This is a genomic window from Amnibacterium sp., assembly GCF_025463795.1.
Classification (GTDB): Bacteria; Actinomycetota; Actinomycetes; order Actinomycetales; family Microbacteriaceae; genus Amnibacterium.
Genome location: NZ_JAODBE010000185.1, coordinates 1 through 26,319 on the forward strand (window position 1 = coordinate 1; position 26,319 = coordinate 26,319).

A 26,319-nucleotide genomic window follows, 5' to 3' on the forward strand; every position below is an offset into this window, starting at 1 on the left:
GTCGAGTCGGCGCGGGCCGACGCCGAGACCCTGCTCGCGCACGAGCTCGGCGCGAGCCGGGGCCGGGTGCAGGCGCTCGCGGTCGCCGGCGGCGACGTGGACCCTGATGTGCTCGCCCGGTTCGCCCGCCTCGTCGAACGCCGGGCCGAGCGCGAACCGCTGCAGCACCTTACCGGCCGGGCCGGCTTCCGGACGATCGACCTCGCGGTCGGCCCCGGCGTCTTCGTGCCCCGACCGGAGACCGAGGTCGTCGCCCAGCTCGCGATCGATGCCGCGCGCGGCATGCAGTCGCCCGTCGTCGTCGACCTCGCCACGGGCAGCGGCGCGATCGCCCTGGCAGTCGCCGCCGAGGTGCCCGCCGCGACCGTCACCGGGGTCGAGCGCAACCCGGCCGCGCTCGCCTGGGCGGAGCGGAACGCCGCCGGCCTGGCCCTGCCGAACGCCCGGATCGTCGGAGGGGACCTCGCCGACGCCGTGCCGGACCTCGACGGCCGCGTGGACGTCGTGATCTCGAACCCGCCTTACATCCCGGACGGGATGATCCCGCGGGACCCGGAGGTGCGGCTCCACGACCCGGCGGACGCGCTCTTCGGCGGCTCCGACGGGCTCGACCCGATGCGCGCGGTCGTCGCGACCGCGACACGGCTCCTGAAGCGGGGCGGCCTCCTCGTCGTCGAGCACGGCGAGCACCAGGGCGCGGAGGTGCGCGCGCTCCTGCCGGCGACCCACTGGCGCGACGCGGCCACCCACCGCGACCTCACCGACCGCGACCGAGCGACGACGGCCCGCCGCCGCTGACCCCTCGTCCGGCGGTCCGTCTCCGACTGTTGCCATTTTCTGCGGTCATGAGCGGGCGACGACCGCAGAAAGTGGCAACCGTCGTGTGGGGGAGCGGAGGCCGGAGGCGCGCCCGGTACCATGACGGCATGGCGACGGTGGTCGACTGCGCCGACCCGGTCTCGTTGCTTCCGGGCATGCGTGAAGCCCGCGCCGCGATCTCCCGCGGCGATCTCGTCGTCATGCCCACGGACACCGTCTACGGCATCGCGGCCGACGCGTTCCAGCCCATGGCGGTGCGCCGGCTGCTGATGGCGAAGGGCCGCGGCCCGGATGCGCCGCCGCCCGTGCTCGTGCCCACCCGCGGCACCCTCGACGCGCTCGCCGAGACCGTGCCGGAGGCGGTCACCGCGCTCGTCGAGCGGTTCTGGCCCGGCGGGCTCACCGTGATCCTCCCCGCCAGGGCGACCCTCGCCTGGGACCTCGGCGACACCAACGGCACCGTCGCGCTGCGGATGCCCGACGACCGCATCGCCCTCGAGCTGCTCGCCGAGACCGGTCCGCTCGCGGTCAGCTCCGCCAACCTCACCGGGCAGCCGCCGGCGACGACCGCCCCCGACGCGGTCGAGCAGCTCGGCGACGTGGTCGACGTCTACCTCGACAACGGGTCCACGCCGGGCGCGGTGCCGTCCACCATCGTCGACGCCACCGCCCTCGCCGACGGCACCGGCCCCCTGCGCATCGTCCGCCTCGGCGTCATCTCCGAGGAGGACCTCAGAGCGGTCGCCGCCGAAGCGTTCGATCTGCCGGAGGCCGCGCCCGAGAACCCCGACGAGCCCGACGAGGTCCTCGCCGAGACCCCCGATGCGCCGCAGCCGTCGGACCAGGCCGCCGCACCGTGATCGTCACCCTCCTCGTCGCGCTCTGCGCGGCGGTGGTCACCTTCCTCATGTCGCTCGTCATGTGGCGGGTGGGGGTGAAGTACAAGCTCTATCCGAAGATCCGCGAGCGCGACGTCCACACGACGCCGACCCCGCGCCTCGGCGGCATCGCCATGTTCTGCGGCGTGCTCGCCGCGCTGCTGCTCGCCTCGCAGATCCCGTTCTTCCACATCGTCTTCGCGAACCAGAAGCAGATCGTCGCGGTGCTGCTCGCCGCGACGCTCATCGTGGTCATCGGCGTGCTCGACGACTTCTTCGACCTCGACTGGTCCACGAAGCTGATCGGCCAGGTGCTCGCCGCGGGCCTGCTCGCGTGGCTCGGGGGACTGCAGATCGATTCGCTGCCCGTCGGCGGCGTCTTCGGCATCTTCGTCGGATCCACGTGGGCGTCCCTCGCCCTCACCCTCTTCATCGTGGTCGCCGTGATGAACATGCTGAACTTCATCGACGGGCTCGACGGCCTCGTGGCGGGGGTCGGGGTCATCGCGAACGGGACCTTCTACCTCTACAGCTACATGCTGATCCGGCTCGTCGACCAGACGAACTACTTCAACCTCGCGTCGCTGATCTCGGCGATCGTGCTCGGCGCCTGCCTCGGCTTCCTGCCGCTGAACTGGCATCCCGCGAAGCTGTTCATGGGCGACGCCGGCGCCCTGCTGGTCGGGCTGCTCATGTCGGTGTCCGCGATCAGCGTGACCGGCTCGATCGACCCGGCCCAGCTCTTCCCGGGCAACCGGGCGGCGTTCGCGCCCGCGTTCCTGCCCCTGCTGCTGCCGTTCGCGATCCTGATCGTGCCGATGCTCGACTTCAGCCTCGCCGTCGTGCGACGCCTGGCGGCCGGCAAGAGCCCCTTCAGCGCGGACCGGAAGCACCTCCACCACCGGCTGCTCGACATGGGGCACACCCGCTTCCACGCGACCTTGATCTTCTACGCGTGGACGGCGGTCATCTCCGTCGGCTCCCTGCTGTTCTTCGTCGCGCGCCCCTACTGGCTCGCCTGGATCTTCATGGGCGGCGGCCTGCTGCTCTGCGCGGCCGCCACGCTCGCCCCCCTCAGCCACCGCAAGCGCCGCGAGTACGAGGTGCAGCGCGAACCGGTGGCCACCACCACGACGGAGATCGCCGTGCTCGATCCGCTCGACAAGGCCACGAACACCACCCCGGTGCAGGGGAGGCACGCATGACCGTCGCACCGGCCTCCTTCGACACGAGCCGCACCGTGCTGCGTCGTGCCCTCATCGGCGGCGTGGTCGTGAGCGTCGCGATCGGCGTCGTCGCGGGGGTCGTCGGACTGCTCGTCGCGGGCGCCGGCGGCCTCGCATCCGGTCTCGTCGGTGCGGCCTTCGCGTTCGCCTTCCTCGGCCTCACGATCGCCGGGCTGCTCGTCTCCGGGCGGATGATCACGACCGTGAACCCGGTGCCGGCCCTCGTCGTCGTGCTCGGCAGCTGGTTCGCCAAGGTCGTGCTGTTCATCGGGGCGATGGTCCTGCTCGGCAGGCAGCCGTGGGTGCAGCCGATGGTCCTCTTCCTGGCCCTGGTGACCGCCGTGCTGGCGTTCCTCGTGCTCGACGTCGTGGTCGTGGCGAGGGCCCGGATCCCGGTCGGCAGCGCCGAGTCCTGACCGTCCCGGTTCGCCGCGTACAGGGGCGGATTGATAGGGTGGTCGCCGCAAGAGTTCACCTGTCGCGCGCCCGCGCACCATCGGTTCGGAGACACTGCTGATTCCCCACCTAGTGCCAGCCGCCGCTGCCGCGAGCGGGTTCGAGCCACCGACGATCCAGGACTTCTTCCCTGCGGCGGTGCTCTTCCAGGGCACGCCGTTCGCCCTGAACCGGATCATGCTGATCCGCCTGCTCGTCGTCGCGCTGCTCGTGCTCTGGCTCTGGCTCGGCACCCGCCGCATGCAGCTCGTCCCTGGCCGAGGTCAGGTGATCACCGAGTTCCTGCTCGGCTTCGTGCGCAACAACATCGCGATCGAGACCCTGGGCGAGCAGGACGGCCGCCGCTTCATGCCGGTGATCATGACGATGTTCTTCCTCACGTTCGGGATGAACATCACGGGGGCGATCCCCGGCCTGCAGATCGCGGGAAGCGCCGTGATCGGCCTGCCCCTCGTGCTCGCGATCATCGCCTGGGCGCTCTTCATCTACGCCGGCTTCAAGAAGCTCGGCTGGACGTATCTGAAGAACGCCCTCTTCCTGCCCGGCGTGCCGTGGCCCCTCTACTTCCTGCTGACGCCGCTCGAGATCCTCTCGACGTTCATCGTCCGCCCCATCACGCTCACGATGCGACTGCTCATGAACATGGTCTCCGGGCACCTGCTGCTCGCCCTGGTCTACGCCGCGTCGTCCTTCTTCCTCTTCACGCTGCTCCCGTCGGGGAACCTCTTCGGGCTGATCGGCGTGGGCACCGTCGCGTTCGGCGTCCTCTATCTCGGGTTCGAGATCTTCGTCGCCGCCCTGCAGGCGTACGTGTTCGCCTTCCTCACCGCGATCTACATCCAGCTCGCGGTGGCGGAAGAGCACTGACCGCCTGCCGCCGCAGGCCCCACTGACCACACCGAAAGGAACCCCTGAATGCATATCGTCGGCTATCTCGCCGCCTTGGGCTTCGGCATCGCCGCTATCGGCTCCGGTATCGGCGTCGGCATCATCGTCGGCAAGACGATCGAGTCCGTCGCCCGCCAGCCCGAGCTGCAGGGCCGCCTCACCTCGCTGATGTTCCTGGGCATCGCGCTCACCGAGGCCCTCTGCTTCATCGCGATCGCGATCGGCTTCATCCCCTTCCCGTCGCCGTAGGACCGGTCACGAGGAAAGGGGAGGAGTCGAACATTGCACACCCACATCGTCGCCGCGGCCGAGCAGGGCAACCTGCTGATCCCCAGCGTTCCCGACCTGGTCTGGGGCACGTTCGCGTTCGTCGTGATCCTGGTGCTCTTCATCTGGAAGGTGCTGCCACGCCTCAACCAGCTGCTCGACGACCGCAGCAAGGCCATCGAGGGCCGGATCGACGAGGCCAAGCACGCCCGTGAGGAGGCCGAGCGCGTCCTGAAGCAGTACCAGGAGCAGCTCGCCGAGGCACGGACCGAGGCCGGCCGCATCCGTGACCAGGCTCGTGAGGACGGCAAGCGCATCATCGCGGAGCTCCGCGAGCAGGCGCAGACCGAGGCCGACCGGGTGACCGCCCAGGCTCGGGCGCAGATCGAGGCCGAGCGCGCGAGCGCCGTGCAGTCGCTCCGTGCCGAGGTCGGCTCGCTCGCGATCGATCTCGCGTCCGGCGTGATCGGGGAGCACCTCGCGGACGACAAGAACGCCACCGCGCTCGTCGACCGCTTCCTCGCCGAGCTCGACCTGGACCAGGCGCCGGGCGCGACGTCCCCCGGCGCGTCCCGCTGATGGGCGCCGCGACCCGGGAGTCCACCGAGGCGGCCGTCCGCACGCTCGAGGACCTGCTGAAGCCCGGCCTCCTCGGCCGGCGGCGTGCGGGATCCGACGCGGTCGGCGCCGAGCTCCTCGCCGCGGCCCGCGCCATCGCATCGTCTCCGCAGCTCACCGGCGTCCTGGCGGACGTCGGCGTCGCCGGGAAGCAGAAGGTCGCGCTCGTGCAGCGGGTCTTCGGCGGCACCTACGACAAGCGCACCGTCCAGGTGCTCGAGTCGATGGCCGCCTCCCGCTGGTCCGAGGCCGCCGACTTCATCGCGGCGCTCGAGCAGCTCGGGCTCCGGGCGCTCGCGATCACGGCCGACGACGTCGACCTCGACGGCGAGCTGTTCGCGCTCGAGCGCGCCGTGAAGAGCACCCCGGAGGTCGAGCTCGCGCTCACGAACACCTCGGCTCCCGTCGCGTCGCGGGTCGCGCTCGTCGACCGCCTCCTCGCGAACGCCGCCGAGCCGACGCGCATCATCGCCCAGCACCTCGTGCAGCTGCCCCGAGGCCGCCGCATCATCGAGGCGCTCCAGGACGCCGAGCGGCGCATCGCGCAGGCGCGCGACCGGCTCGTCGCCGTCGCGAACACCGCGCAGCCGCTGACGGACGCCCAGGTGTCCGCTCTGGAGGAGCGCCTCGCCGCCGCCTACGGGCGTAAAATCGTGGTGAACCAGGTGCTCGAACCGGCACTGATCGGGGGGATCCGGATCACGATCGGCGACGACGTGATCGACGGCACGGTCCGCACCCGGCTCGACGACCTGCGCCTCCGTCTCGCGGGCTGACGCCTCCCTGCTTCCGAAGTTAGGAATCCTCACCGATGACCGATCTCAGCATCAGCCCCGACGACATCCGGAGCGCGCTCGCCGACTTCGTCGCCTCCTACGACCCCGGTAAGACCACGGCGACCGAGGTCGGCACGGTGATCGACGCGGCGGACGGCATCGCCCACGTCGAGGGCCTCCCCAACGTGATGGCGAACGAGCTCGTCACCTTCTCCGACGGCACCTCCGGCCTCGCCCTCAACCTCGAGGAGAACGAGATCGGCGTCATCGTGCTCGGCGACTTCGAGGGCATCGAGGAGGGCATGGAGGTCCGCCGCACGGGCGAGGTGCTCTCCGTGCCCGTCGGTGACGGCTACCTCGGCCGCGTGGTGGATCCGCTCGGCAACCCGCTCGACGGCCGCGGCGACATCGCGACCGACGGTGTCCGCGCCCTCGAGCTGCAGGCGCCCGGGGTGATGATGCGCCAGAGCGTGCACGAGCCGCTCCAGACCGGCATCAAGGCGATCGACGCGATGATCCCGATCGGCCGCGGGCAGCGTCAGCTGATCATCGGCGACCGGCAGACCGGCAAGACCGCCATCGCCATCGACGCGATCATCAACCAGCGCGACAACTGGGCGTCGGGCGACCCGAAGAAGCAGGTGCGCTGCATCTACGTGGCGATCGGCCAGAAGGGCTCCACGATCGCCTCCGTCCGCGGTGCCCTCGAGGATGCCGGCGCGATGGAGTACACGACGATCGTCGCGGCCCCCGCGTCCGACCCGGCCGGTTTCAAGTACCTCGCCCCGTACACCGGCTCGGCCATCGGCCAGCACTGGATGTACCAGGGCCAGCACGTGCTGATCGTGTTCGACGACCTGTCCAAGCAGGCAGCCGCCTACCGCGCCGTCTCGCTGCTGCTGCGCCGCCCACCCGGGCGCGAGGCGTACCCCGGCGACGTCTTCTACCTGCACTCCCGCCTGCTCGAGCGCTGCGCGAAGCTGTCCGACGAGCTCGGGGCCGGATCGATGACGGGCCTGCCGCTCATCGAGACGCAGGCGAACGACGTGTCGGCCTACATCCCGACCAACGTGATCTCGATCACCGACGGCCAGATCTTCCTGCAGTCCGACCTGTTCAACGCGAACCAGCGTCCCGCGGTCGACGTGGGCATCTCGGTGTCCCGCGTGGGCGGCGACGCGCAGGTGAAGAGCATCAAGAAGGTCTCCGGCACCCTGAAGCTCGACCTCGCGCAGTACCGGTCGCTCGAGGCGTTCGCGATGTTCGCGTCCGACCTCGATGCCGCCAGCCGGCGCCAGCTCGCCCGCGGCGCCCGCCTCACCGAGCTGCTGCGCCAGCCGCAGTACTCGCCGTACCCGGTCGAGGATCAGGTCGTCTCGATCTGGGCCGGCATCAACGGCAAGCTCGACGAGGTGCCGGTCGAGGACGTGCTGCGGTTCGAGCGCGAGCTTCTCGACTACCTGAAGCACAACACGGAGATCCTCACCACGCTCCGCGAGAGCAACGTGCTCGACGACGACACCGTCGCGGCACTGGACGACGCGGTCGACGAGTTCAAGAAGCAGTTCACGACCGGTGAGGGCAAGCCGCTCGACTCGGTCGGCAAGGAGTCCTTCGAGGCCGCCGACCGCGACGACGTGGAGCAGGCCCGGATCCAGAAGAACCCGAGGTAGGCCCTCGTGCCAGCACAGGTCCGGGAGTACCGGGCGCGCATCCGCTCCGCGCAGACGACGAAGAAGATCACCCGCGCGATGGAGCTGATCTCGGCGTCCCGGATCGCGAAGGCGCAGCAGCGCGTCGCGGCGAGCCTGCCCTACGCCCGAGCGGTGACGCGCGCGGTATCGGCGGTCGCCACGTACACCAACGTGGACCACGTGCTGACGCGGGAGAAGGAGAACCCGCGCCGCGCCGCGATCGTGGTGTTCACGTCCGACCGCGGTCTCGCCGGCGCCTTCAACTCGAACGTGCTGCGCAAGAGCGAGGAGCTCGCCGAGTTGCTGCACCGCGAGGGCAAGGAGGTCGTGTCCTACCTCGTCGGGCGAAAGGCGGTCGGCTACTACCGGTTCCGGCGGCGGGACTTCGTGCGCGAGTGGGTGGGCGGCACCGACAAGCCCGAGGTGGAGACGGCGCGGGAGATCGCGGAGACCGTCGTCGAGCACTTCATCCAGGACACCGACGAGGGCGGCGTGGACGAGATCCACATCGTCTACAGCCGGTTCGTGAGCATGCTCACCCAGACGCCCGAGATGCTGCGCCTGCTGCCGCTCGAGGTCGTCGAGGGCGTCGAGCAGCCCGGCGAGCACGCCGCGCTGCCGCTCTACGAGTTCGAGCCCGACGCGGGCGAGGTCCTCGACGCGCTGCTGCCGGTCTACATCGAGTCCCGCATCTACTCGGCGATGCTCGAGTCCGCGGCCAGCAAGCACGCCGCGACGCAGCGGGCCATGAAGGCGGCGAGCGACAACGCCGACACCCTCATCCGGGAGTACACGCGCCTCGCGAACAACGCGCGGCAGCAGGAGATCACCCAGCAGATCGCCGAGATCGTCGGTGGCGCGGACGCGCTCGCCGGCTGAGGCAGAACAGGAAAGGCGAAAAGCCATGAGCTCAGCAGTCGCCGTGGAGACCCACCGGCACTCCGGGGAGGTCGGCGTCGGTCGGGTGGCACGAGTCACCGGCCCGGTCGTGGACATCGAGTTCCCGCACGACTCCATCCCCGAGATCTACAACGCGCTGAAGACCACGATCACGATCGGCGACGAGTCGAACGAGATCACGCTCGAGGTCGCTCAGCACCTCGGCGACGACCTCGTGCGCGCGATCGCCCTCAAGCCCACGGACGGCATGGTCCGAGGGCAGGAGGTGCAGGACACCGGATCCGCGATCTCCGTCCCGGTCGGCGACGTCACCAAGGGCCACGTGTTCAACGTGATCGGCGACGTGCTGAACCTCAAGGAGGGCGAGAAGCTCGAGATCACCGAACGCTGGCCGATCCACCGCAAGCCGCCGGCCTTCGACCAGCTCGAGTCGAAGACCCAGCTCTTCGAGACGGGCATCAAGGTCATCGACCTGCTCACCCCCTACGTGCAGGGCGGCAAGATCGGCCTGTTCGGCGGCGCCGGCGTCGGCAAGACCGTGCTCATCCAGGAGATGATCTACCGCGTCGCGGCGAACCACGGCGGCGTGTCGGTGTTCGCGGGCGTCGGCGAGCGCACCCGTGAGGGCAACGACCTCATCGGCGAGATGGAGGAGGCGGGCGTCTTCGACAAGACGGCCCTCGTCTTCGGCCAGATGGACGAGCCGCCCGGGACGCGCCTCCGGGTCGCCCTCTCGGCGCTGACGATGGCGGAGTACTTCCGCGACGTGCAGAACCAGGACGTGCTGCTCTTCATCGACAACATCTTCCGGTTCACGCAGGCGGGCTCCGAGGTCTCCACGCTGCTCGGCCGCATGCCCTCCGCGGTGGGCTACCAGCCGAACCTCGCCGACGAGATGGGCGTCCTGCAGGAGCGGATCACCTCGACCCGCGGCCACTCGATCACCTCGCTGCAGGCGATCTACGTGCCCGCGGACGACTACACCGACCCGGCTCCGGCGACGACGTTCGCCCACCTCGACGCGACGACCGAGCTGTCCCGCGAGATCGCCTCCCGCGGCCTCTACCCGGCGGTGGACCCGCTGGCGTCGACCTCCCGCATCCTCGACCCGCGGTACCTGGGCGAGGACCACTACCGGGTGGCGACGAACGTGAAGCAGATCCTCCAGAAGAACAAGGAGCTGCAGGAGATCATCGCGATCCTCGGCGTCGACGAGCTCTCCGAGGAGGACAAGATCACCGTGTCGCGTGCGCGCCGGATCCAGCAGTTCCTCTCGCAGAACACCTACATGGCGACGAAGTTCACCGGTGTCGAGGGCTCGACGGTCCCGCTGAAGGAGACCGTGGAATCGTTCGACGCGATCGTCAAGGGCGAGTTCGACGACGTGGCGGAGCAGGCGTTCTTCAACGTCGGCTCCATCTCGGACGTCGAGGAGAAGTGGGCGCAGATCCAGAAGGAGAACCGCTAGACCATGGCCGACCTCGAGGTCACCGTCGTCTCGGCGGACGAGCAGGTCTGGGCGGGGCGCGCCAACATGGTCGTCGCCCGCACCCAGATCGGCGAGATCGGCCTGCTCGCGGGCCACACGCCCGTGCTCGGCATCCTCGCCGCCGGCGAGGTGCGCATCCACACCAGCGACGGCGGCCGGGTCACGGCCAAGGCCGACGACGGGTTCATCTCCCTGCAGAACGATGTCGTGACCATCGCGGCGCGCTCCGTCGAACTGGTCCGGTGACCGCGACGGGCACCCGTTCGTGAAGCTGCTGCTGCCGCCGTCCGAGTCGAAGTCGGACGGCGGCAGCGGTCGTTTCGCGCTCGGCCGGCTCAGCCGTCCCGCGCTGAACCCGGCCCGCTCCGCGGTGCTCGAGGCGCTCGTGACGCTCGCCCGCGACCCGGGCGAGGCCGCGCGGGTGCTGCATCTCGGCCCGAAGCAGGTGGGCGAGATCGACCGGAACGCCCACCTGCGGCGGGCGCCGGTGCTGCCCGCGGTGGAGCGCTACACCGGCGTCGTCTACGAGGCGCTCGACGCCGGGACCCTGCCCGACTCGGCGCGGGCCTGGCTCGACGGCCACCTGCTCATCGCATCCGCGCTCCTCGGCCTCGTCGCGCCGCACGATCCCATCCCCGCGTACCGCCTGTCCGGTGGGTCCGCCCTACCGGGGCTGCCGTTGAAGCGGCACTGGTCGGAGCCCCTCCGCCGCGCGCTCGCCCGTGAGCGCGACTGGGTGCTCGACGCCCGTTCCGCCGCCTACGCCGCGCTCGGCCCCGCACCCGCGGGGAGCGCCGTGCTGCTCGTCGAGGACGCGACCTCGGGCCGGGCGCTCAACCATTGCAACAAGCACGCGAAGGGGGATCTCGCCCGCCGGCTCGCACTCGAGGGCCCCGAGATCCGGTCGCGTGACGACCTGCTCGCCTGGGCGCCGGCCGCAGGGCTCCGGCTCGAGCCGCGGGGCACCGCCGACGTGGCGCTGATCGTCCCGGCGACGGAGCCCACGGCTGCGCACGGATAGCCTGTGGACCGTGGCGAGGATCTCGGAGACGCGCGCCCTCGAGGCGGTGGAGCGGGCTCTCGAACTCGCTCCGATCATCGACGGTCACAACGACTGGGCCTGGGAGACGCGGCTGACCCGCGGCGGCACGGTCGAGGGCCTGGAGGGTCCGCTCGCGGGCGACACGGACGTGCTCCGGCTGCGCCGCGGTCGGGTCGGCGGGCAGTTCTGGAGCGTCTTCGTCGAGGACGAGTCCCGCGGCTCCGACCACGTGGCGCAGACGCTCGAGCAGATCGACTGGGTGCACCGCGTCGCCGAGGCCTACCCCGAGGACTTCCTGCTCGCCCGCTCCGCCGCCGACGTCGAGACGGCCCGCGCCACCGGCCGAGTGGCCTCGTTCCTCGGCGCGGAGGGCGCGCACAGCCTCGACGACTCGCCCGCGGTGCTGCGGATGCTCGCGGCCCTCGGCGTCCGCTACCTCACGCTCACGCACAACCGGAACTCGGCGTGGGCCGACTCGGCGACGGACGAGCGGCGCCACGGCGGTCTCTCCGAGCGGGGCCGCGAGATGGTGCGCGAGCTCAACCGGCTCGGCGTGCTCGTCGATCTCTCGCACGTCTCGCCCGAGACGATGCACGCGGCGCTCGACATCACCGACTCGCCCGTGATCTTCAGCCACAGCAGCTGCAGGGCCCTCACCGACCATCCGCGGAACGTGCCCGACGACGTGCTCGTGCGGCTCGCGGGCAACGGCGGCGTGATCATGATCGCGTTCGTGCCGCAGTTCGTCGACCACGAGTACCGGCACTGGTTCGACGGCGACCGCCTGGATGCGCCGCCCGTCGTACCGATGTCCCGCGTCGCCGACCACATCGAGCACGCCCGCGAGACCGCCGGCGTGCGGCACATCGGACTCGGTGGGGACTTCGACGGCACCGACGAGTTCCCCGAGGGCCTCTCCGGTGTCGATTGCTATCCGGACCTGCTCGCCGAGCTCGCGCGCCGCGGCTGGAGCGCCGCCGACCTCGCGGCGCTCGCGGGCGGCAACGTCCTCCGCGTGCTGCGCGCGACCGACGCCCGGTTCGCGGGCGCCCGCACGCCGACCGCGCTCCCGCGCTGACCTCGACGCGCCCCGTCATGAAACGCGGGTGAAACGCCCGCACGCCTAGCCTGGCTGTTCCTGCACCTGTCCTAGAGGAGACGCATGTCCCGCGTACCCGTCCGTCCCGCCGCGCTCGGCGCAACGGCTCTCGCCGCCGCGCTGGTGCTCGCCGGCTGCTCCGCCGGGGGTGGTTCGTCGAACAGCTCCAGCGGCGGCCCCACCAAGACCCTGGTCGTCGACAACACCTTCGACCTGAAGACGTCCGATCCCGCTCGTGCCTTCGAGCTCACCGGCTCCATCGTCGACAAGGCGATCTACGAGACCGCGCTGACGTTCCAGGGCGACGACACGACCAAGCCGCTGCCGCAGCTCGCCACCTTCAAGGAGTCCTCGGACAACAAGGTGCTGACCCTGACGCTGAACGGCAAGCACGCGTTCTCGTCGGGCAACCCGGTCACGATCGACGACATCGTCTGGTCCTACAAGCGGGTGCAGGCGATCGCCGGCAACCCGTCGTTCCTGCTGACCGATCAGTCGACCGGCAAGAACCTCGACATCGCGAAGACCTCGTCGACGACGATGACGATCACGGACACCAACCCGAACCCGGCGCTCCCGTTCATCCTGCCGAACCCGTCACTCGGCGTGCTCGACTCCAAGGTGCTGACCAAGCACGGCGGCACGACGACCAAGTCCGACGGGGCGGAGCAGTACCTCAACGGCCACTCGGCCGGCTCCGGCCCCTACGCGCTCACCTCGTACAGCGCCACCACCAAGGTCGTCTTCGGCCCGAACCCGCACTACGTCGGCAGCAAGCCCACGTACGGCCGGGTCGTGCTGCAGAACGTGACCGGCCCCTCACAGAAGATCGACGTGCAGGGCAACCAGGCGCAGATCGCGACCGGACTGAACGCGCAGCAGGTGCAGGGCATCGGCTCGAGCCTCAAGGTGCTGAAGAGCACCTCGCCCGACGTCGGCTACCTCTGGCTGAACCAGAACCCGACCTACGGCAAGGGCGTCACGAACAACGCCGCCTTCGTCACCGCCGTGCGCAAGGGCCTGAACTACCAGGACATCCTCGCGGTCGCCGGCACCGGCTCCAGCCAGCCGGGCGGCATGGTGCCGTCGCAGTTCCTCGGCTCCATCAAGCCGGATGCGACGAACACCTACGACGCGTCGGCGGCGAAGGCCGCGCTCACGAAGGCGGGCTACAAGGGCCAGACCGTGACCCTGTCCTACCCGACGGACGCCACGCTGTCCGGCGTCGAGTTCTCGACGCTCGCCCAGAAGGTGCAGTCACAGCTCGAGGCCGTCGGCGTCAAGGTCAAGCTCGCCGGCACACCGATCTCCACCCTGCTCGACGCCTACCGCGCCGGCAAGCTGCAGGCCGGGATCATGTACTGGGGCCCCGACTTCCCGGACCCCTCGGACTACACGACCTTCAGCCCGGGTGAGGCCCTCGGCCTCCGCGCCGGGTGGGCGGCGTCCATGTCGCCCGAGGTGACGAAGGCGAAGCAGGCCGCCGAGGCCTCGACGGGCACCGGCCGTGCCGCGGCCTACGAGGCGTGGCAGCGTGCGGCGAACCAGAACGGCCCGTTCGTGCCGCTGCTGCAGCCGGCCCGCTACTTCGTGACCGCGTCCTCCGTCACCGACGTGAAGCCGAACGCCGTGTGGACGGTGGATCTGGCCGCCATCAAGTGACGCAGCTCGACGAGCGCGCGGAGACGGCCGCCCGGGCCTCACGCCCGGGCGGCCGCCTCTCGAGTCCCCTCGTCCGCTACATCGCGATCCGGCTCGTCGTCTCGCTGCTGCTGCTCGTCGGCGTCACGATCGTCACCTTCGTGCTCACCAACCTCGTGCCGGCCAGCCCCGTCACGGCGGCACTCGGCGAGCGGGCCTCATCGGATCCGAAGATCGTCGCCGCGTTCAAGGCGGCGCAGGGCCTCGACAAGCCCCTGCCCGTGCAGTACGCGATCTACCTCGGCCACCTGCTGCAGGGGAACCTCGGCACGTCGATCCAGACCCACGACGCGGTGACCCAGGACCTCGCCGCCGCGTTCCCCGCGACGGTCGAGCTCGCGCTCTTCGTGATCGTGCTGTCCGTGATCATCGGCCTCGGCCTCGGCCTGATCGCCGCGCTCCGCCACAACCGGCTGCCCGACCAGATCATCCGCGTCGTGTCCCTGCTCGGCATCTCGGTGCCGACCTTCTGGCTCGCGGTCGCGGTCTACTTCCTCTTCTTCTTCGTGCTGCACTGGGCACCCGGCTCCGGGCGGCTGGATCCGGCCGACACACCACCGCCCACGGTCACCGGCCTCTTCACCGTGGACGCGCTGCTCGCCGGCCAGCCCGCGGTGTTCTTCGACGCGCTCTCGCACCTGGTGCTGCCCGGTCTCGTGCTCACCCTCTACACGGTCGGCCTGCTCGTGCGGTTCGCCCGCTCCGCGATCCTCGACGTGCTCAGCCAGGACTACGTCCGCGCGGCCCGGGCGAAGGGGCTGCCCGGCGGCCAGGTCGTGTTCCGCTACGTGCTGCGCGGCGCGCTGCTGCCCATCCTGACGATCGTCGGCCTCGCGTTCGGCTCGCTCCTGTCCGGCACGGTGCTCACCGAGCAGGTGTTCGCGTGGGGCGGGATCGGCCAATACGCCTTCCGGGCCGCGACCGCGCTCGACCTGCCCGCCGTGCTCGGGGTCGGCCTCATCGTCGGCGTCGTCTACATCGCCACGAACTTCGTCATCGATGTCATCTACGGCGTCGTCGACCCGAGAGTGCGTGTCGGATGACCGTCGCCGTCGCCCCTCCCCGCCGCCGGATGCGCCTCCCGGCGGCCTGGCGCCGTCCCCTCGCGATCGTCGGCGCGGCCGTCATCGTGATCTGGGTGCTGATCGCCCTGCTCGCGCCGGTGCTGCCGCTGCAGGATCCGCTGCACCAGTCCTCGGCCGTGCTCGCCTCCCCGAGCGCGGGGCATCTGCTCGGGACCGATGAGCTCGGTCGCGACGTGCTGTCCCGCACCCTGTGGGGCTCGCAGGTCTCGCTGCCGCTCGCCGTCGTGCTGGTGCTCGCCTCGCTCGTCATCGGCAGCGTGCTCGGCGCGGTGGCCGGCTACATCGGCGGCATCGTCGACGAGGTCATCATGCGCATCGCGGACCTCGTGTTCGCGTTCCCGACGATCATCCTCGCCATGGTCGTGGCGGCCGCTCTCGGGCCGAGCCTCACCAACGCCGTCATCGCCCTCACGTTCGTGAACTGGCCGAACTACGCCCGTGTGATGCGCGCGCTCGTGCTAGGTGCGCGCGGCCAGGAGTACGTGATCGCGGGCCGGCTGCTCGGGTCGGGCCCCTTCACCTCGCTGCGCCGGGACGTGCTGCCGAACGTGGCCTCGCCCATGCTCGTGCTCGCGACGCTCGACTTCGGCAACCAGATCCTCCTGCTCTCCGGCCTGTCGTTCCTCGGGCTCGGCGCCGTGCCGCCGACCGCCGAGTGGGGCTCCATGGTGGGCGACGGGGTGCAGCAGTTCTCCAGCTGGTGGCTGGCCACCTTCCCGGGCCTCGCGATCTTCTCCGTCGTGGTCGGGTTCAACTTCCTCGGCGACGCACTCCGCGACGCGCTCGACCCGCGCACCGCGGGCGCCGTCCAGGGGACGACGGTATGAGCGGGCTGCGGATCGAGGAGCTGCGTCTCACGATCGGGCGCTCCGAGGTGCTTCGGGGCATCAGCCTCGACGCGCCGGGCGGCGTCATCACCGGCCTCGCGGGGGAATCGGGCTCCGGCAAGACGATGACGGGGCTCGCGGTCATCGGGTTGCAGCCCGCGGGCTCGCGCGTCTCCGGCACCATCGCGTTCGACGACGGCGCGGCCGGCGTGCCGAACCTGCTCGACCTGTCGCCCCGTGCGATCAACCGGTTGCGGGGCCGACGGATCGCCATGGTGTTCCAGGACCCCACCGCGAGCCTGCAGCCGATGCTGTCGATCGGCAGCCAGCTCACCGACCACCTGCGCCACCACCTGCACCTCGACAGGCACGCGGCACGGGACCGGGCCATCGAGCTGCTCGAGCGGGTGAAGGTGCCGGATCCGGAGGCCGCGGTCCGGCGCTACCCTCACCAGTTCTCGGGCGGCCAGCTGCAGCGCATCGCCATCGCCATCGCGATCGCCTGCGAACCGGCGGTGCTCATCGCGGACGAGCCGACCACCGCGCTCGACGTGACCGTGCAGGCGGGGATCCTGCGGCTGCTGCGCGAGCTCACGGACGACCTCGGGCTCGCCGTGCTGCTCGTCACCCACGACCTCGGGGTCATGTCGGCCGTCGCGGACACCGTCGCCGTCATGCGGTCCGGCACGGTGGTGGAGCACGGCAGCCGCTACCAGGTCATCCGTGAGCCCCGGACCGCCTACGCGAAGGAGCTCATCGCCGCCCTGCCGCATACGCCGGCCCCTGGGGCCGGCGTGGACGAGCGGAGCCCCGCCCCTGGGGCCGGCGCCGATGGGGAGGGCTCGTCGGCCGGCGCCGACGACGAGGGGGAGGCGCGATGACCGACCGGCTCGAGATCGACGAGGCGACGGTCACCTACCGGCAGCCCGGCCGCCGCACGTTGACGGCCGTCGACCACGTGAGTCTCACCCTGGGCGCCGGGGAGGTGCTCGGCCTGGTGGGGGAGAGCGGCTGCGGCAAGTCGACGCTCGCGCGGGCGGTGTGCGGCCTCGAGCCGCTGGAGTCCGGTGCCATCCGCTTCGACGGCGAACCGGTCAAGAGGCTGGGCCTGCGGCCCCGCGAGGCGCGGCAGCGGCGGATCCAGATGGTGTTCCAGAACCCCTACGCGTCCCTGAACCCGAGGCGGCGGGTCGGCGCGCAGATCGAGGACGCCCGTGCCGTCGCGGGTCGCGAGGCGATGCCGGTCGCCCGGCTCCTCGAGCAGGTCGGCCTCGAACCGGCCGTCGCGAGCCGCTACCCGTACGAGTTCTCGGGCGGTCAGCGGCAGCGGATCGCCATCGCTCGGGCGATGGCCGCGGCGCCCGAGGTGCTCATCGGCGACGAGCCGATCGCGTCGCTCGACGCGAGCCTGCAGGCGCGGATCGCCTCGCTCATGCGCGACGTCGCCCTCGAGCAGGGCGCCTCGCTGCTGTTCATCAGCCACGACCTGTCCGTCGTCCGGGTGATCGCCGACCGGATCGCAGTCATGCAGTCCGGCCGGATCGTGGAGGAGGGGCCGACCGACCGGGTCTGGTCCGCTCCGCAGCACCCGTACACGCGACGCCTGCTCGCGGCCATCCCGATCGCGGACGGCCTCGGCCGCCTGCCGGGCTGAGCACGATCGTCGACGCCACCCGCGCACGCCGGGGTCAGCCGGCGACGGGTTCCGACGGCCGAGACGGCCCCTCGGCGCCGGCGTCGCGGCGACGGTCGGAGACGACCTTCGCTCCTGGCTCCAGCGCGCGCCAGCAGCCGATCACGTGGTCGTCGACGAGGCCCGCGGACTGCATGAGCGCGTAGACCGTCACAGGCCCGACGAACCGCAGCCCCTCGCGCTTCAGCGCCTTCACCAGCGCCACCGACTCGGGTGTCGAGGCGGGCACGTCCCCCATGCCGGTGGGGCGATCGCGGTCGTCCCGCGGCTGCGGCGCATGGGACCAGATCAGCCGGTCGAGCGCGCCGTCGCCGCCCCGCTCCCGGAGCGCGACCACTGCGCGGGCGTTCGCGACGACGGCCTCGATCTTCTGCCGGTTGCGCACGATGCCCGCGTCGGCGAGCATCCGCTCCACGTCGTCCTCGCCGAACGCAGCGACCCGCTCCGGGTCGAAGCCGGCGAAGGCCGCGCGGAACGCGGGCCGCTTGCGCAGCACCACGATCCAGGAGAGACCGGACTGGAAGCCCTCGAGCGAGAGCTTCTCGAAGAGGGCGGTGTCGCCGTGCAGCGGCACGCCCCACTCCTCGTCGTGGTAGCGGGCGTACTCCCCGGGTACCGCCCACGGGCAGCGGGCGATGCCGTCGGGGCCGGTCGTGGCGGTCATCGGGAAGGGGCCGTTCGCAGGATCGGGAAGCACGCGCCGGAGGCTAGGACCGGCTGCGCCGCCACGGGGGCGGGCCGCGACGACCCGGGAGCGCGGAGGCGTCCTGCGCGGCCTGGGGAGGAGCGGATCACCCGAGGGCGTTGAGGGCGGCGTCGCCCCAGTTCAGCGTGCTCGCGTAGAGGATCCACACCAGGTACGGCACGAGCAGCACCGCGGCGACCCGCGAGACGGGCCAGAACGCGGCGATCGTCGCAGCGACGGTGAGATCGAGGGCGAGGATCACGATGAGTGCGATCCAGAGGGCCGCCGATCCGATCAGCGCGTATCCGCCGAAGAAGATCGGGGTCCAGAGGCTGTTGAGCACCAGCTGGACGACGAACAGAGGAAGGGCGACGGACGCTCGGCGCTGCCTCCGGCGAAGCCATACCAGCCAGCCGGATACGGCGATCAGGGTGTAGAGCACCGTCCACACGGGTCCGAACGCCGCATTCGGCGGTGTCCACAGGACGTGGAGCGATCGTGCGTACCAGCCGTTCACCGCCCCGATCGTCGTGGCCGCCCCGAACGCCGCGACGGCGTAGGCGATCGCGAGGAAGGCGACGAGCATGCCGATGCTCGCCGCATCGATCCGCGGTCGTCGCGCGACGGTCTTGCGATCCGACGTGGTGTAGGACAGGGGTGCTCCGTTCGCCGCCGCCAGCCTACGAGCGTCCCGGGGCTACCGGAGTCCGAGACGCGACAGCGCGCCGGCGACGCGCGACGGCGCCCCCGTGAGCCGCTCCTCGGCGTCGGCCACGCCGCTCGCCGCGACGACCGCGTTCACGCCCAGCACGCGCAGCGGCTCCGGCTCCCATCTCGGCGGGACGTGACCGACCCACGGCAGCACCGTGAGCGGGGTGCGGCGATCGGTGACGAGGTCCGCGACGGTCCGTCCCGCGAGGTTCGCGGCCGCCACGCCGTCACCCACGTAGCCCCCCGCCCAGACGATGCCGCCCCGCAGCGGTACGACCGCCGGATGCCAGTTCCGGGGCACCCCGATCGGACCGCCCCAGCGATGGGTGATCCGGGCTGCGGCCGCGGCCGGGAACAGCTCGCCGAGCGCGCGCTCCAGGTGCGCGAAGACGCGCGTGGAGACGTCCCATTCCGGCTTGATCGTGCTGCCGAGGTGGTAGCGGGCCCCGCGGCCGCCGAAGGCGAGCCGGTCGTCGGCGGTGCGCTGCCCGTAGACGAGCAGGTGCCGGAAGTCGGTGACGGTCTCGCCGTGCTCGAGCCCGATCGAGGCCCACGTCGACTCCGCCAGCGGCTCGGTGGCGATCATCAGCGAGTAGAGCGGCAGCACGCGCCGCCGGAAGCCGGGGAGGCGGGCGGCCCACGCCTCGGCCGCGACGACCACCCGGTCGGCCCGGACGACCCCGTGATCGGTCAGCACCTCGTGCGGGTGCACGTGGAGCACCCGGGTGCCCTCATGGATCCGCACCCCGCGGTCCTCGGCGGCGAGGGCGAGCCCGCCGACGAGCTTGCCGGGCGAGATCCGGGCGCACTGCGGATCGAACAGGGTCGCGCCGAGCCCCGCACGCTCGCGCCACTCCGGCGCGGGCAGCCCGAGGGCGACGGCGTCCTCCAGCTCCGCCTCCGCACCGAGCCGCGCCGTCGCCGACCGCACGAGCGAGTGCGTACCGCCCTTCACGTAGTCGAAGTCGATGCCGAGCTCCGCTCCGGCGCGGCCCACCTCGTCGACGGTGTCGTGGAGCGCCGTGCGCATCCGGATCGCCGCGTCGCGGCCGTGCCGTCGGACGAGCTCGGCGCCCGACACCGGGAAGAGGGCGGAGCACCAGCCGCCGTTGCGGCCCGAGGCCCCGAAGCCCGCGAACGCCTGCTCGACGACGACCACGGTCGCGTCCGGCTCGCGCTCGAGCACGCCGAGGGCGGCCCACAGCCCGGTGAACCCGGCGCCGACGATGCAGACATCGGCGCGCGTGTCGCCGGGCAGCGGTGGGCGGTCCCTCCGCTCGATGTCATCGAGCCAGAGCGGCCGCCCCGGCGTCACAGGCGGGCCCACGCCTCCGTGAGCACCCCGCGCAGGATGCTCTCGATCTCGTCGAACTCGCGTTCGCCGATGGTGAGCGGCGGGGCGAGCTGGATCACAGGGTCGCCGCGGTCGTCGGCGCGGCAGTAGAGGCCGGCGTCGAACAGCGCCGTCGACAGGTAGCCGCGGAGCAACCGCTCCGACTCGTCGTCGTCGAACGACTCCTTCGTCGCCTTGTCCTTCACGAGCTCGATCCCGAAGAAGTAGCCGTCGCCGCGGACGTCGCCGACGATCGGGAGGTCGAGCAGCCGCTCGAGCGACGCCCGGAACTTCGGCGAGTTCTCACGGACGCGCGCGTTCAGCCCCTCCTCCTCGAAGATGTTGAGGTTCTCGAGCGCGACGGCGGCCGACACCGGGTGGCCGCCGAAGGTGTACCCGTGGGGGAAGGAGGCGGATCCGGTCGAGAAGGGCTCGTAGATCCGGTCGGAGACGATCGTCGCTCCGATGGGGGAGTACCCGCTCGTCATCGCCTTCGCGCAGGTGATCATGTCGGGCTCGTAGCCGTAGGTGTCGCAGGCGAACGTGTTGCCGATGCGCCCGAACGCGCAGATGACCTCGTCGGAGACGAGCAGCACGTCGTACTTGTCGCAGATCTGCCGAACCCGCTGGAAGTAGCCGGGAGGAGGCGGGAAGCACCCGCCGGCGTTCTGCACGGGCTCGAGGAACACCGCGGCGACGGTCTCGGGACCCTCGAAGAGGATCTGCTCCTCGATCCGGTCGGCGGCCCAGCGGCCGAACTCGACCGGATCCGTGGGCGCGTTCATCTCCTCGGCGCGGTAGATGTTCGTGTTCGGCACCCGGAAGCCGCCGGGGGCGAGCGGCTCGAACATCTGCTTCATCGCCGGGATGCCCGTCAGCGCGAGCGCGCCGTGCGGCGTGCCGTGGTAGGCCACGGCGCGCGAGATCACCTTGTGCTTCATCGGCTTGCCGACGACCTTGAAGTAGTGCTTCGCGAGCTTGAACGCGGTCTCGACCGCCTCGCCGCCGCCCGTGCAGAAGAAGACGTGGTTCAGGGCGCCGGGCGCCTCGGTCGCGAGCCGCTCGGCGAGCTTGATGGCCGACGGATGCGCGTAGGACCACAGCGGGAAGAACGCGAGCTCGGTCGCCTGCTTCGCGGCCGCCTCCGCGAGCCGCCGGCGCCCGTGCCCGGCGTTCACGACGAACAGTCCGGAGAGCCCGTCGATGTACCGCTTGCCGCGGTCGTCGAAGATGTGGTGGCCCTCACCGCGCACGATGATCGGGACGCCGTGCTGCTCGAGGACGCTCTGGCGTGAGAAGTGGAGCCAGAGATGGTCGGCTGCGCTCTTCCGCAGCGCTGCACCCTCGTCGTCGAGCGGCGCGCTCCCCGGGACCAGCTGGTCGGTGACGGTCATGGTGTTTCCCCTTCGGGGGGAGCCCTAGCGGGTGCCCCAATTGTAGAATTGCTTGCGGAGCTTCAGGTAGACGAACGTGTCGGTCGACACGACGCCGGGGAGGGTGCGGATCTCGGCGTTCAGGAGCTCGATGAGGTCGTCGTCGTTCTCGCAGACCACCTCGACGAGCAGATCGAACGTGCCGGCGGTCAGCACGACGTAGTCGACGGACGGCAGGGCCGCGAGGCGGTCCGAGATCTGGCGCACGTCGCCGGAGACGCGGATGCCGATCATCGCCTGGCGGTAGAACCCGAGCTGCATCGGGTCGGTGACGGCGACGATCTGCATGACGCCGGTCTCGGTGAGCCGCTGCACCCGCTGGCGCACGGCCGCTTCGGAGAGGCCGACGTGCTTGCCGATGTCGGCGTACGAACGACGACCGTCCTGCTGCAGCTGCTCGACGATCGCCTTCGACACGTCGTCGAGCGCGACCGGTCCCGGCTTCTCCCGCCCGCGAGGTGGCACGGAGGCGAGTCTGCCAGGCGCGCGGTCTCCATGACAACCGATTCCGTCGGATCCGTGTCCTCGGACCTGCGGAATCAGTCGTTCCGGGGGAACCGCTCCTGGCGTAGGTTGAGGCCATGGCGCTCTCCACCCTCGACAACTTCATCGCCGGCCGGCACGTCGCCGCAGACGCTCCGACCCTCGAGCTCGTCTCTCCCGTCGACGAGGCCGTCTACGGCACCGAGGTCGACTCGGGCCCGGACCAGGTCGACGCCGCCTACCGCGCCGCCCGCGACGCGTTCGGCGTCTGGAGCGAGACGACCCCCTCCGAGCGGCAGCTCGCCCTGTTCCGCATCGCCGACGCGATGGAGGCCAGGGCCGAGGAGTTCGCGGCCCTCGAGTCGAAGGACACCGGCAAGCCCCTCGCGAGCCTCGTCGCCGACGAGATCCTGGTCTCGGTCGACCAGATCCGCTTCTTCGCCGGTGCCGCCCGCGTGCTCGAGGGCCGCGCGGCCGGTGAGTACTTGAAGGACCACACCTCGATCATCCGCCGCGAGCCGGTCGGCGTGATCGGCCAGGTGACGCCCTGGAACTACCCGCTGAACATGGCGAACTGGAAGGTCGCCCCCGCGATCGCCGCCGGCAACACCGAGGTGCTGAAGCCGTCCGAGACGACCCCGTCGTCGACGCTGCTGCTCGCCGAGGTCGCCGCCGAGTTCCTGCCGCCCGGCGTGCTCAACGTCATCACCGGCGGCCGCGACACGGGTGCGGCGATGATCGACCACCCGATCCCGGCGATGGTGTCGATCACGGGATCCGTGCGAGCCGGCATGGCGGTGGCGAAGGCGGCGGCGAGCGACCTGAAGCGCGTGCACCTCGAGCTCGGCGGCAAGGCGCCCGTCATCGTCTACGACGACGCCGACATCGAGCTCGCCGTCGAGGGCATCGTGACCGCCGGCTACTTCAACGCCGGCCAGGACTGCACCGCCGCCACCCGCCTGCTCGTCCAGGAGGGCATCCACGACGAGTTCGTCGCGGCGCTCGCCGAGTACGCCCGCGACCACGCGAAGACCGGTGCGCCCGACGAGGACGTGCTGTTCGGACCGCTCAACAACGCCGACCAGTTCGCCCGCGTCGGCGGCTTCCTCGACCGGCTGCCCGACCACGCGACGGTCGAGCTCGGCGGGAGCCGCCACGGCGACCGCGGCTACTTCTACGACGCGACGATCGTGTCGGGCCTCACCCAGACCGACGAGGCCGTGCAGAACGAGATCTTCGGCCCGGTGCAGACCGTGCAGCGCTTCTCGACCGAGGAGCAGGCGCTCGAATGGGCGAACGACGTGCAGTACGGCCTGTCGTCGTCCGTGTGGACCCGCGACCACGGCAAGGCGATGCGGGCCGCCAAGCGGCTCGACTTCGGCTGCGTGTGGATCAACACCCACATCCCCCTCGTCGCCGAGATGCCCCACGGCGGCTTCAAGCACTCGGGCTACGGCAAGGACCTCTCGATGTACGGCTTCGAGGATTACACTCGCGTCAAGCACGTGATGTCCTTCATCGGCGCCTGAGCGCGGGCGGTTCCACCGCGGCCCGGGGCGCATCCGGGCATCCGGACTTCGGCAGTTCGCCGCGCATGCGGCCCATGGCATCGGGGGACTCCTTCTCACATGGCGAGCGCGTTCTACTCACCGGAGCCGCTTCCCGCCGGTGAGGAGTGGCGTCTGCTCGCCACGGACCGCTTCGTCGCGGCCTTCGGGCCTGACACCGGCATGCACACGATGGCGACCCTGTGGCGCATCGCGGCCGAGCCGACCCTCGGCCTCGAGGCGCTCGTCGGCGCGGTCCCGACGAAGGGGACGGAGGCGGTCCAGTCCTTCGCCATCGCGGGCATCGGGCGCAGCACCGTGTTCGTCGTCCGCGGCGGCGGATGCGCCGACGTGTCCGTCGCCGGGCGCATGCGGCGGGTGGACGCCCGCGGCGCGATGCCCTGGTACGTGGCCGAGCTCAACGAGGTCGACCGCTTCGCGCTCGGGCCGCTCGAGCGGTCGCCCGGCGACCTCCGGCCGGCCGAGGCGGACATGCCGCTCGACGGCGGCGTCGTGTTCGGGCCCTGGCTCGGCTGGGCGCGCGACGTCGTCGCGCCGCCGCCGCCGCGCCCGCCCGCCCCGCCGGCACCGGTCGAGCAGTCGGCGTACGACACCAATGTGCTCGGCGACCTCGGTCGTCGTGCCGCATCCCTCACCCGGCACCGCACCGAGCCTCCCCCCACGGCGCCCACACCGGAGACCGCGACCGCCTTCCGGGTGGGGGACCGGGCGCCCGAGCGGGTGGACGCCCCCGTGTACGTCGGCCGTCAGCCGCGCAGCCCGCGGGTGACCGGACCGATGCTGCCGAGGCTCGTCCGGGTCGACAGCCCGAGCCGCGAGGTGTCGGCCACCCACATCGAGCTGCGGCCGACGCCGCACGGGCTCGTGCTCACCGACCTCCAATCGACGAACGGTACGGTCGTCCGCCAGCCCGGTTCCGGCGTCCGCCGCCTCGAGTCGGGTGAGTCGCTTCCCGTCGCACCCGGTACGCTCATCGACATCGGTGACGGCAACGTCATCGAGATCCTCGCGTACCGCTGATCCAAGGGCCCGGTCGGGCCGGACCCGGAAGGTCGTCGTTGACCCACATCGGCCAGAGCAGCCCGGGCACCCGGCTTCCCCTGCCGCACAGCGGCGGGGCGATCACGCTCGCCTGGGGCGCGGCCACCGACGTCGGCCACCGGCGCCAGGTGAACGAGGACAGCTTCGTCGCGGAGCCCCCGATCTTCGCCGTCGCGGACGGCATGGGCGGACACGCGGCCGGTGATCTGGCGAGCGAGGCCGTCGTCAACCGGCTCGGCGGCGTGATCGCCGACGGCTTCGTCACCCCTGCGGCGATCGGCCTCGCGCTCGCGCAGGCCTCGCGGGACATCGCGCAGCTCGACGGCACGGCGCTCGTCGGTGCCGGCACCACCGTCACGGGCATGGCGCTCACGCTCTCCGGCGACGACCCCTACTTCGCCGTGTTCAACGTGGGGGACTCCCGCGTCTACCGCTACCTCGAGGGCGAGTTCGAGCAGGTCACCGTCGACCACTCGGTCGTGCAGGAGCTCGTCGACGCCGGCGCGATCACCCGGCGCCAGGCCGAGAACCACCCCGACAGCAACGTGATCACCCGGGCGATCGGGTTCAACGAGCCGCCGATGCCCGACTACTGGATGCTGCCCGTTGAGCCGGGGCTGCGGCTGCTCGCCTGCTCCGACGGGCTCAGCAAGGAGCTCGACGACGAGCGGATCGAGTCGTTGCTGGCCGCAGGCGCACCGGCCGCCGACACGGCGTCCGCGCTGGTGCAGGCCGCCCTCGAGTCCGGCGGCCGTGACAACGTGACGGTCGTGCTCGTGGACGTGCTCGCCGTCGAGACGCGCTGACCGCTCCTCCCCAGGTCGTCCGCCCTCCGGATCCGGCGGGCGGAGCCGCGAGCCGGTCCGCCGACCGGTGCAGCATCGGCGCGTGCCCGAGCCCCTGAAGCTGCCCGCCGCGCCCGCTCCGCCGGAGCCGCCGCCGTTCCCACTGGTGGGCGCGCTGGCGCCGCTCGCCGTCGCCCTCGTGCTGTTCGCCGTCGTGCGGGAGCCGACCGTGCTGCTGCTCGCGATGCTGACACCGGTCGTGGCCGTCGCCGGTGTGCTCGACGGGAGGCGGCAGGTGCGGCACCGTGCGCGGCGTGACGGGCTGCGGCACGTCGCGGCGCTCGAGGCGCTCGCCCAGGCGGCGGAGGCGCGGCGGGCGCAGCTCGAGGGGGTCGAGCGACGTGCCGCCCCCGGACCCGAGTCGTTCGACGGCCGCATCCGTCCGGGGGAGGGGCTCGTGATCGGTACCGAGGACCGGCCGATCGAGCCGCTCGTCGCGGGCACGCCGGGGAACGACCGGGAGCGGCGGCTCGTCGCGGCGAGCGCGGTGCTGCGCAGGGTGCCGCTGGTCCTGCCGGCGACTGCCGCCGTCAGCGCGTCGGGGCCGCCGCTGCTCGTCGAGGCCTTCGCCAGGGCGGTCCGCGTAGCGGCCGCGGCGGTCGCGGCACCGGGGGATCCGATGCGGTCCCCGGCGGCCGCGCCCTCTGCGGGGGTGGAGGTGCGGCTCGACGGGGCGCGCACCGCGGTGGTGGTCGGCGGCCCCGGCACGCTGCGGGGACGCCGGTTCCGTCCGGCCCTGCTGACCGCGAGGGCCGCGGCGGC

The 26,319-nt window shown here is 71.5% G+C and carries 27 protein-coding genes and 1 pseudogene; 23 read left to right on the top strand and 5 right to left on the bottom strand.

Annotated elements, in window-relative coordinates:
* The 19 genes from prmC to JWQ92_RS15660 form a co-directional block, all read left to right on the top strand.
* A partial coding sequence (gene prmC, locus JWQ92_RS15570) for a peptide chain release factor N(5)-glutamine methyltransferase (protein ID WP_297345378.1) occupies nucleotides 1–798 on the top strand: 798 nt, incomplete at its 5' end.
* A 128-nt stretch (nucleotides 799–926) separates the two neighbouring features.
* Complete coding sequence (locus JWQ92_RS15575; RefSeq protein ID WP_297345379.1) at nucleotides 927–1,679, top strand: L-threonylcarbamoyladenylate synthase; 753 nt, start codon at nucleotides 927–929, stop codon at nucleotides 1,677–1,679.
* Entirely contained in the window at nucleotides 1,676–2,902 is a 1,227-nt protein-coding gene (locus JWQ92_RS15580) for an MraY family glycosyltransferase (protein WP_297345380.1), read from the top strand. Before JWQ92_RS15575 ends, JWQ92_RS15580 begins: the two co-directional genes overlap by 4 nt.
* Complete coding sequence (locus JWQ92_RS15585; protein ID WP_297345381.1) at nucleotides 2,899–3,339, top strand: hypothetical protein; 441 nt, start codon at nucleotides 2,899–2,901, stop codon at nucleotides 3,337–3,339. Before JWQ92_RS15580 ends, JWQ92_RS15585 begins: the two co-directional genes overlap by 4 nt.
* Before the next feature lie 112 nt (nucleotides 3,340–3,451).
* Entirely contained in the window at nucleotides 3,452–4,246 is a 795-nt protein-coding gene (gene atpB / locus JWQ92_RS15590) for a F0F1 ATP synthase subunit A (protein WP_297345382.1), read from the top strand.
* Between the two features lie 48 nt (nucleotides 4,247–4,294).
* A complete protein-coding gene (gene atpE, locus JWQ92_RS15595) occupies nucleotides 4,295–4,516 on the top strand; it encodes a F0F1 ATP synthase subunit C (protein ID WP_297345383.1) in 222 nt (73 codons plus the stop codon).
* Nucleotides 4,517–4,549: 33 nt separating this feature from the next.
* Nucleotides 4,550–5,113 carry a F0F1 ATP synthase subunit B gene (locus JWQ92_RS15600; RefSeq protein WP_297345384.1) on the top strand — a complete coding sequence of 188 codons (564 nt, stop codon included), beginning with the start codon at nucleotides 4,550–4,552 and terminating at the stop codon, nucleotides 5,111–5,113.
* On the top strand, nucleotides 5,113–5,928 hold the full coding sequence (locus JWQ92_RS15605) for a F0F1 ATP synthase subunit delta (RefSeq protein WP_297345385.1): 816 nt from the start codon (nucleotides 5,113–5,115) through the stop codon (nucleotides 5,926–5,928). The genes JWQ92_RS15600 and JWQ92_RS15605 overlap by 1 nt, the downstream gene beginning before the upstream one ends.
* A gap of 35 nt (nucleotides 5,929–5,963) precedes the next feature.
* Nucleotides 5,964–7,601 (top strand): F0F1 ATP synthase subunit alpha, encoded by a 1,638-nt coding sequence (atpA, locus tag JWQ92_RS15610; RefSeq protein WP_297345386.1) that lies wholly within the window; start codon nucleotides 5,964–5,966, stop codon nucleotides 7,599–7,601.
* Between the two features lie 6 nt (nucleotides 7,602–7,607).
* Nucleotides 7,608–8,501, top strand: a complete 894-nt coding sequence (locus JWQ92_RS15615; protein ID WP_297345387.1) for a F0F1 ATP synthase subunit gamma — start codon at nucleotides 7,608–7,610, stop codon at nucleotides 8,499–8,501.
* A 25-nt stretch (nucleotides 8,502–8,526) separates the two neighbouring features.
* A complete protein-coding gene (gene atpD, locus JWQ92_RS15620; protein WP_297345388.1) occupies nucleotides 8,527–9,990 on the top strand; it encodes a F0F1 ATP synthase subunit beta in 1,464 nt (487 codons plus the stop codon).
* Nucleotides 9,991–9,993: 3 nt separating this feature from the next.
* Nucleotides 9,994–10,257 (top strand): F0F1 ATP synthase subunit epsilon, encoded by a 264-nt coding sequence (locus tag JWQ92_RS15625; protein WP_297345389.1) that lies wholly within the window; start codon nucleotides 9,994–9,996, stop codon nucleotides 10,255–10,257.
* Nucleotides 10,258–10,276: 19 nt separating this feature from the next.
* Entirely contained in the window at nucleotides 10,277–11,032 is a 756-nt protein-coding gene (locus JWQ92_RS15630) for a YaaA family protein (RefSeq protein WP_297345390.1), read from the top strand.
* A 10-nt stretch (nucleotides 11,033–11,042) separates the two neighbouring features.
* Nucleotides 11,043–12,131: a dipeptidase gene (locus JWQ92_RS15635; RefSeq protein WP_297345391.1), complete on the top strand. Its 1,089-nt coding sequence runs from the start codon at nucleotides 11,043–11,045 to the stop codon at nucleotides 12,129–12,131.
* Nucleotides 12,132–12,215: 84 nt separating this feature from the next.
* The gene (locus tag JWQ92_RS15640; RefSeq protein WP_297345392.1) at nucleotides 12,216–13,814 is read left to right on the top strand and encodes an ABC transporter substrate-binding protein; all 1,599 of its coding nucleotides are present in this window, start codon (nucleotides 12,216–12,218) and stop codon (nucleotides 13,812–13,814) included.
* The gene (locus JWQ92_RS15645; RefSeq protein ID WP_297345393.1) at nucleotides 13,811–14,896 is read left to right on the top strand and encodes an ABC transporter permease; all 1,086 of its coding nucleotides are present in this window, start codon (nucleotides 13,811–13,813) and stop codon (nucleotides 14,894–14,896) included. The genes JWQ92_RS15640 and JWQ92_RS15645 overlap by 4 nt, the downstream gene beginning before the upstream one ends.
* Nucleotides 14,893–15,765: an ABC transporter permease gene (locus JWQ92_RS15650; RefSeq protein ID WP_297345394.1), complete on the top strand. Its 873-nt coding sequence runs from the start codon at nucleotides 14,893–14,895 to the stop codon at nucleotides 15,763–15,765. The genes JWQ92_RS15645 and JWQ92_RS15650 overlap by 4 nt, the downstream gene beginning before the upstream one ends.
* Entirely contained in the window at nucleotides 15,762–16,646 is an 885-nt protein-coding gene (locus JWQ92_RS15655; protein ID WP_297345395.1) for an ABC transporter ATP-binding protein, read from the top strand. The genes JWQ92_RS15650 and JWQ92_RS15655 overlap by 4 nt, the downstream gene beginning before the upstream one ends.
* Nucleotides 16,643–17,419: an ABC transporter ATP-binding protein gene (locus JWQ92_RS15660; protein ID WP_297345396.1), complete on the top strand. Its 777-nt coding sequence runs from the start codon at nucleotides 16,643–16,645 to the stop codon at nucleotides 17,417–17,419. The genes JWQ92_RS15655 and JWQ92_RS15660 overlap by 4 nt, the downstream gene beginning before the upstream one ends.
* Nucleotides 17,420–17,453: 34 nt before the next feature.
* Here JWQ92_RS15660 and JWQ92_RS15665 read toward each other — a convergent pair whose 3' ends face one another.
* The 5 genes from JWQ92_RS15665 to JWQ92_RS15685 form a co-directional block, all read right to left on the bottom strand.
* A complete protein-coding gene (locus tag JWQ92_RS15665; protein WP_297345404.1) occupies nucleotides 17,454–18,122 on the bottom strand; it encodes a DNA-3-methyladenine glycosylase I in 669 nt (222 codons plus the stop codon).
* A gap of 127 nt (nucleotides 18,123–18,249) precedes the next feature.
* Nucleotides 18,250–18,729 carry a TspO/MBR family protein gene (locus tag JWQ92_RS15670; protein ID WP_297345397.1) on the bottom strand — a complete coding sequence of 160 codons (480 nt, stop codon included), beginning with the start codon at nucleotides 18,727–18,729 and terminating at the stop codon, nucleotides 18,250–18,252.
* 111 nt (nucleotides 18,730–18,840) lie between these two features.
* The gene (locus JWQ92_RS15675; RefSeq protein ID WP_297345398.1) at nucleotides 18,841–20,181 is read right to left on the bottom strand and encodes an FAD-binding oxidoreductase; all 1,341 of its coding nucleotides are present in this window, start codon (nucleotides 20,179–20,181) and stop codon (nucleotides 18,841–18,843) included.
* Nucleotides 20,166–21,581: an aspartate aminotransferase family protein gene (locus JWQ92_RS15680; RefSeq protein WP_297345399.1), complete on the bottom strand. Its 1,416-nt coding sequence runs from the start codon at nucleotides 21,579–21,581 to the stop codon at nucleotides 20,166–20,168. The genes JWQ92_RS15675 and JWQ92_RS15680 overlap by 16 nt, the downstream gene beginning before the upstream one ends.
* A 24-nt stretch (nucleotides 21,582–21,605) precedes the next feature.
* The gene (locus JWQ92_RS15685; protein ID WP_297345400.1) at nucleotides 21,606–22,085 is read right to left on the bottom strand and encodes an Lrp/AsnC family transcriptional regulator; all 480 of its coding nucleotides are present in this window, start codon (nucleotides 22,083–22,085) and stop codon (nucleotides 21,606–21,608) included.
* A 116-nt stretch (nucleotides 22,086–22,201) separates the two neighbouring features.
* On the opposite strand from JWQ92_RS15685, the gene JWQ92_RS15690 reads away from it, so the two are divergent.
* The 4 genes and pseudogenes from JWQ92_RS15690 to JWQ92_RS15705 form a co-directional block, all read left to right on the top strand.
* Nucleotides 22,202–23,632 (top strand): aminobutyraldehyde dehydrogenase, encoded by a 1,431-nt coding sequence (locus JWQ92_RS15690; protein WP_297345401.1) that lies wholly within the window; start codon nucleotides 22,202–22,204, stop codon nucleotides 23,630–23,632.
* Nucleotides 23,633–23,731: 99 nt separating this feature from the next.
* Nucleotides 23,732–24,691, top strand: a complete 960-nt coding sequence (locus JWQ92_RS15695; protein ID WP_297345402.1) for an FHA domain-containing protein — start codon at nucleotides 23,732–23,734, stop codon at nucleotides 24,689–24,691.
* A 38-nt stretch (nucleotides 24,692–24,729) separates the two neighbouring features.
* Entirely contained in the window at nucleotides 24,730–25,518 is a 789-nt protein-coding gene (locus tag JWQ92_RS15700; protein ID WP_297345403.1) for a protein phosphatase 2C domain-containing protein, read from the top strand.
* Nucleotides 25,519–25,600: 82 nt separating this feature from the next.
* Nucleotides 25,601–26,319 (top strand): annotated as a pseudogene (locus JWQ92_RS15705) (hypothetical protein); the annotation flags it as partial.

Bases quoted from the DNA above. Each gene is read 5' to 3' on its own strand.
- JWQ92_RS15575 (WP_297345379.1), top strand. From the start codon at position 927: ATGGCGACGGTGGTCGACTGCGCCGACCCGGTCTCGTTGCTTCCGGGC.
- JWQ92_RS15585 (WP_297345381.1), top strand. From the start codon at position 2,899: ATGACCGTCGCACCGGCCTCCTTCGACACGAGCCGCACCGTGCTGCGT.
- atpE (WP_297345383.1), top strand. From the start codon at position 4,295: ATGCATATCGTCGGCTATCTCGCCGCCTTGGGCTTCGGCATCGCCGCT.
- JWQ92_RS15605 (WP_297345385.1), top strand. From the start codon at position 5,113: ATGGGCGCCGCGACCCGGGAGTCCACCGAGGCGGCCGTCCGCACGCTC.
- atpA (WP_297345386.1), top strand. From the start codon at position 5,964: ATGACCGATCTCAGCATCAGCCCCGACGACATCCGGAGCGCGCTCGCC.
- atpD (WP_297345388.1), top strand. From the start codon at position 8,527: ATGAGCTCAGCAGTCGCCGTGGAGACCCACCGGCACTCCGGGGAGGTC.
- JWQ92_RS15625 (WP_297345389.1), top strand. From the start codon at position 9,994: ATGGCCGACCTCGAGGTCACCGTCGTCTCGGCGGACGAGCAGGTCTGG.
- JWQ92_RS15640 (WP_297345392.1), top strand. From the start codon at position 12,216: ATGTCCCGCGTACCCGTCCGTCCCGCCGCGCTCGGCGCAACGGCTCTC.
- JWQ92_RS15650 (WP_297345394.1), top strand. From the start codon at position 14,893: ATGACCGTCGCCGTCGCCCCTCCCCGCCGCCGGATGCGCCTCCCGGCG.
- JWQ92_RS15655 (WP_297345395.1), top strand. From the start codon at position 15,762: ATGAGCGGGCTGCGGATCGAGGAGCTGCGTCTCACGATCGGGCGCTCC.
- JWQ92_RS15660 (WP_297345396.1), top strand. From the start codon at position 16,643: ATGACCGACCGGCTCGAGATCGACGAGGCGACGGTCACCTACCGGCAG.
- JWQ92_RS15665 (WP_297345404.1), bottom strand. From the start codon at position 18,122: ATGACCGCCACGACCGGCCCCGACGGCATCGCCCGCTGCCCGTGGGCG.
- JWQ92_RS15670 (WP_297345397.1), bottom strand. From the start codon at position 18,729: ATGCTCGTCGCCTTCCTCGCGATCGCCTACGCCGTCGCGGCGTTCGGG.
- JWQ92_RS15680 (WP_297345399.1), bottom strand. From the start codon at position 21,581: ATGACCGTCACCGACCAGCTGGTCCCGGGGAGCGCGCCGCTCGACGAC.
- JWQ92_RS15690 (WP_297345401.1), top strand. From the start codon at position 22,202: ATGGCGCTCTCCACCCTCGACAACTTCATCGCCGGCCGGCACGTCGCC.
- JWQ92_RS15695 (WP_297345402.1), top strand. From the start codon at position 23,732: ATGGCGAGCGCGTTCTACTCACCGGAGCCGCTTCCCGCCGGTGAGGAG.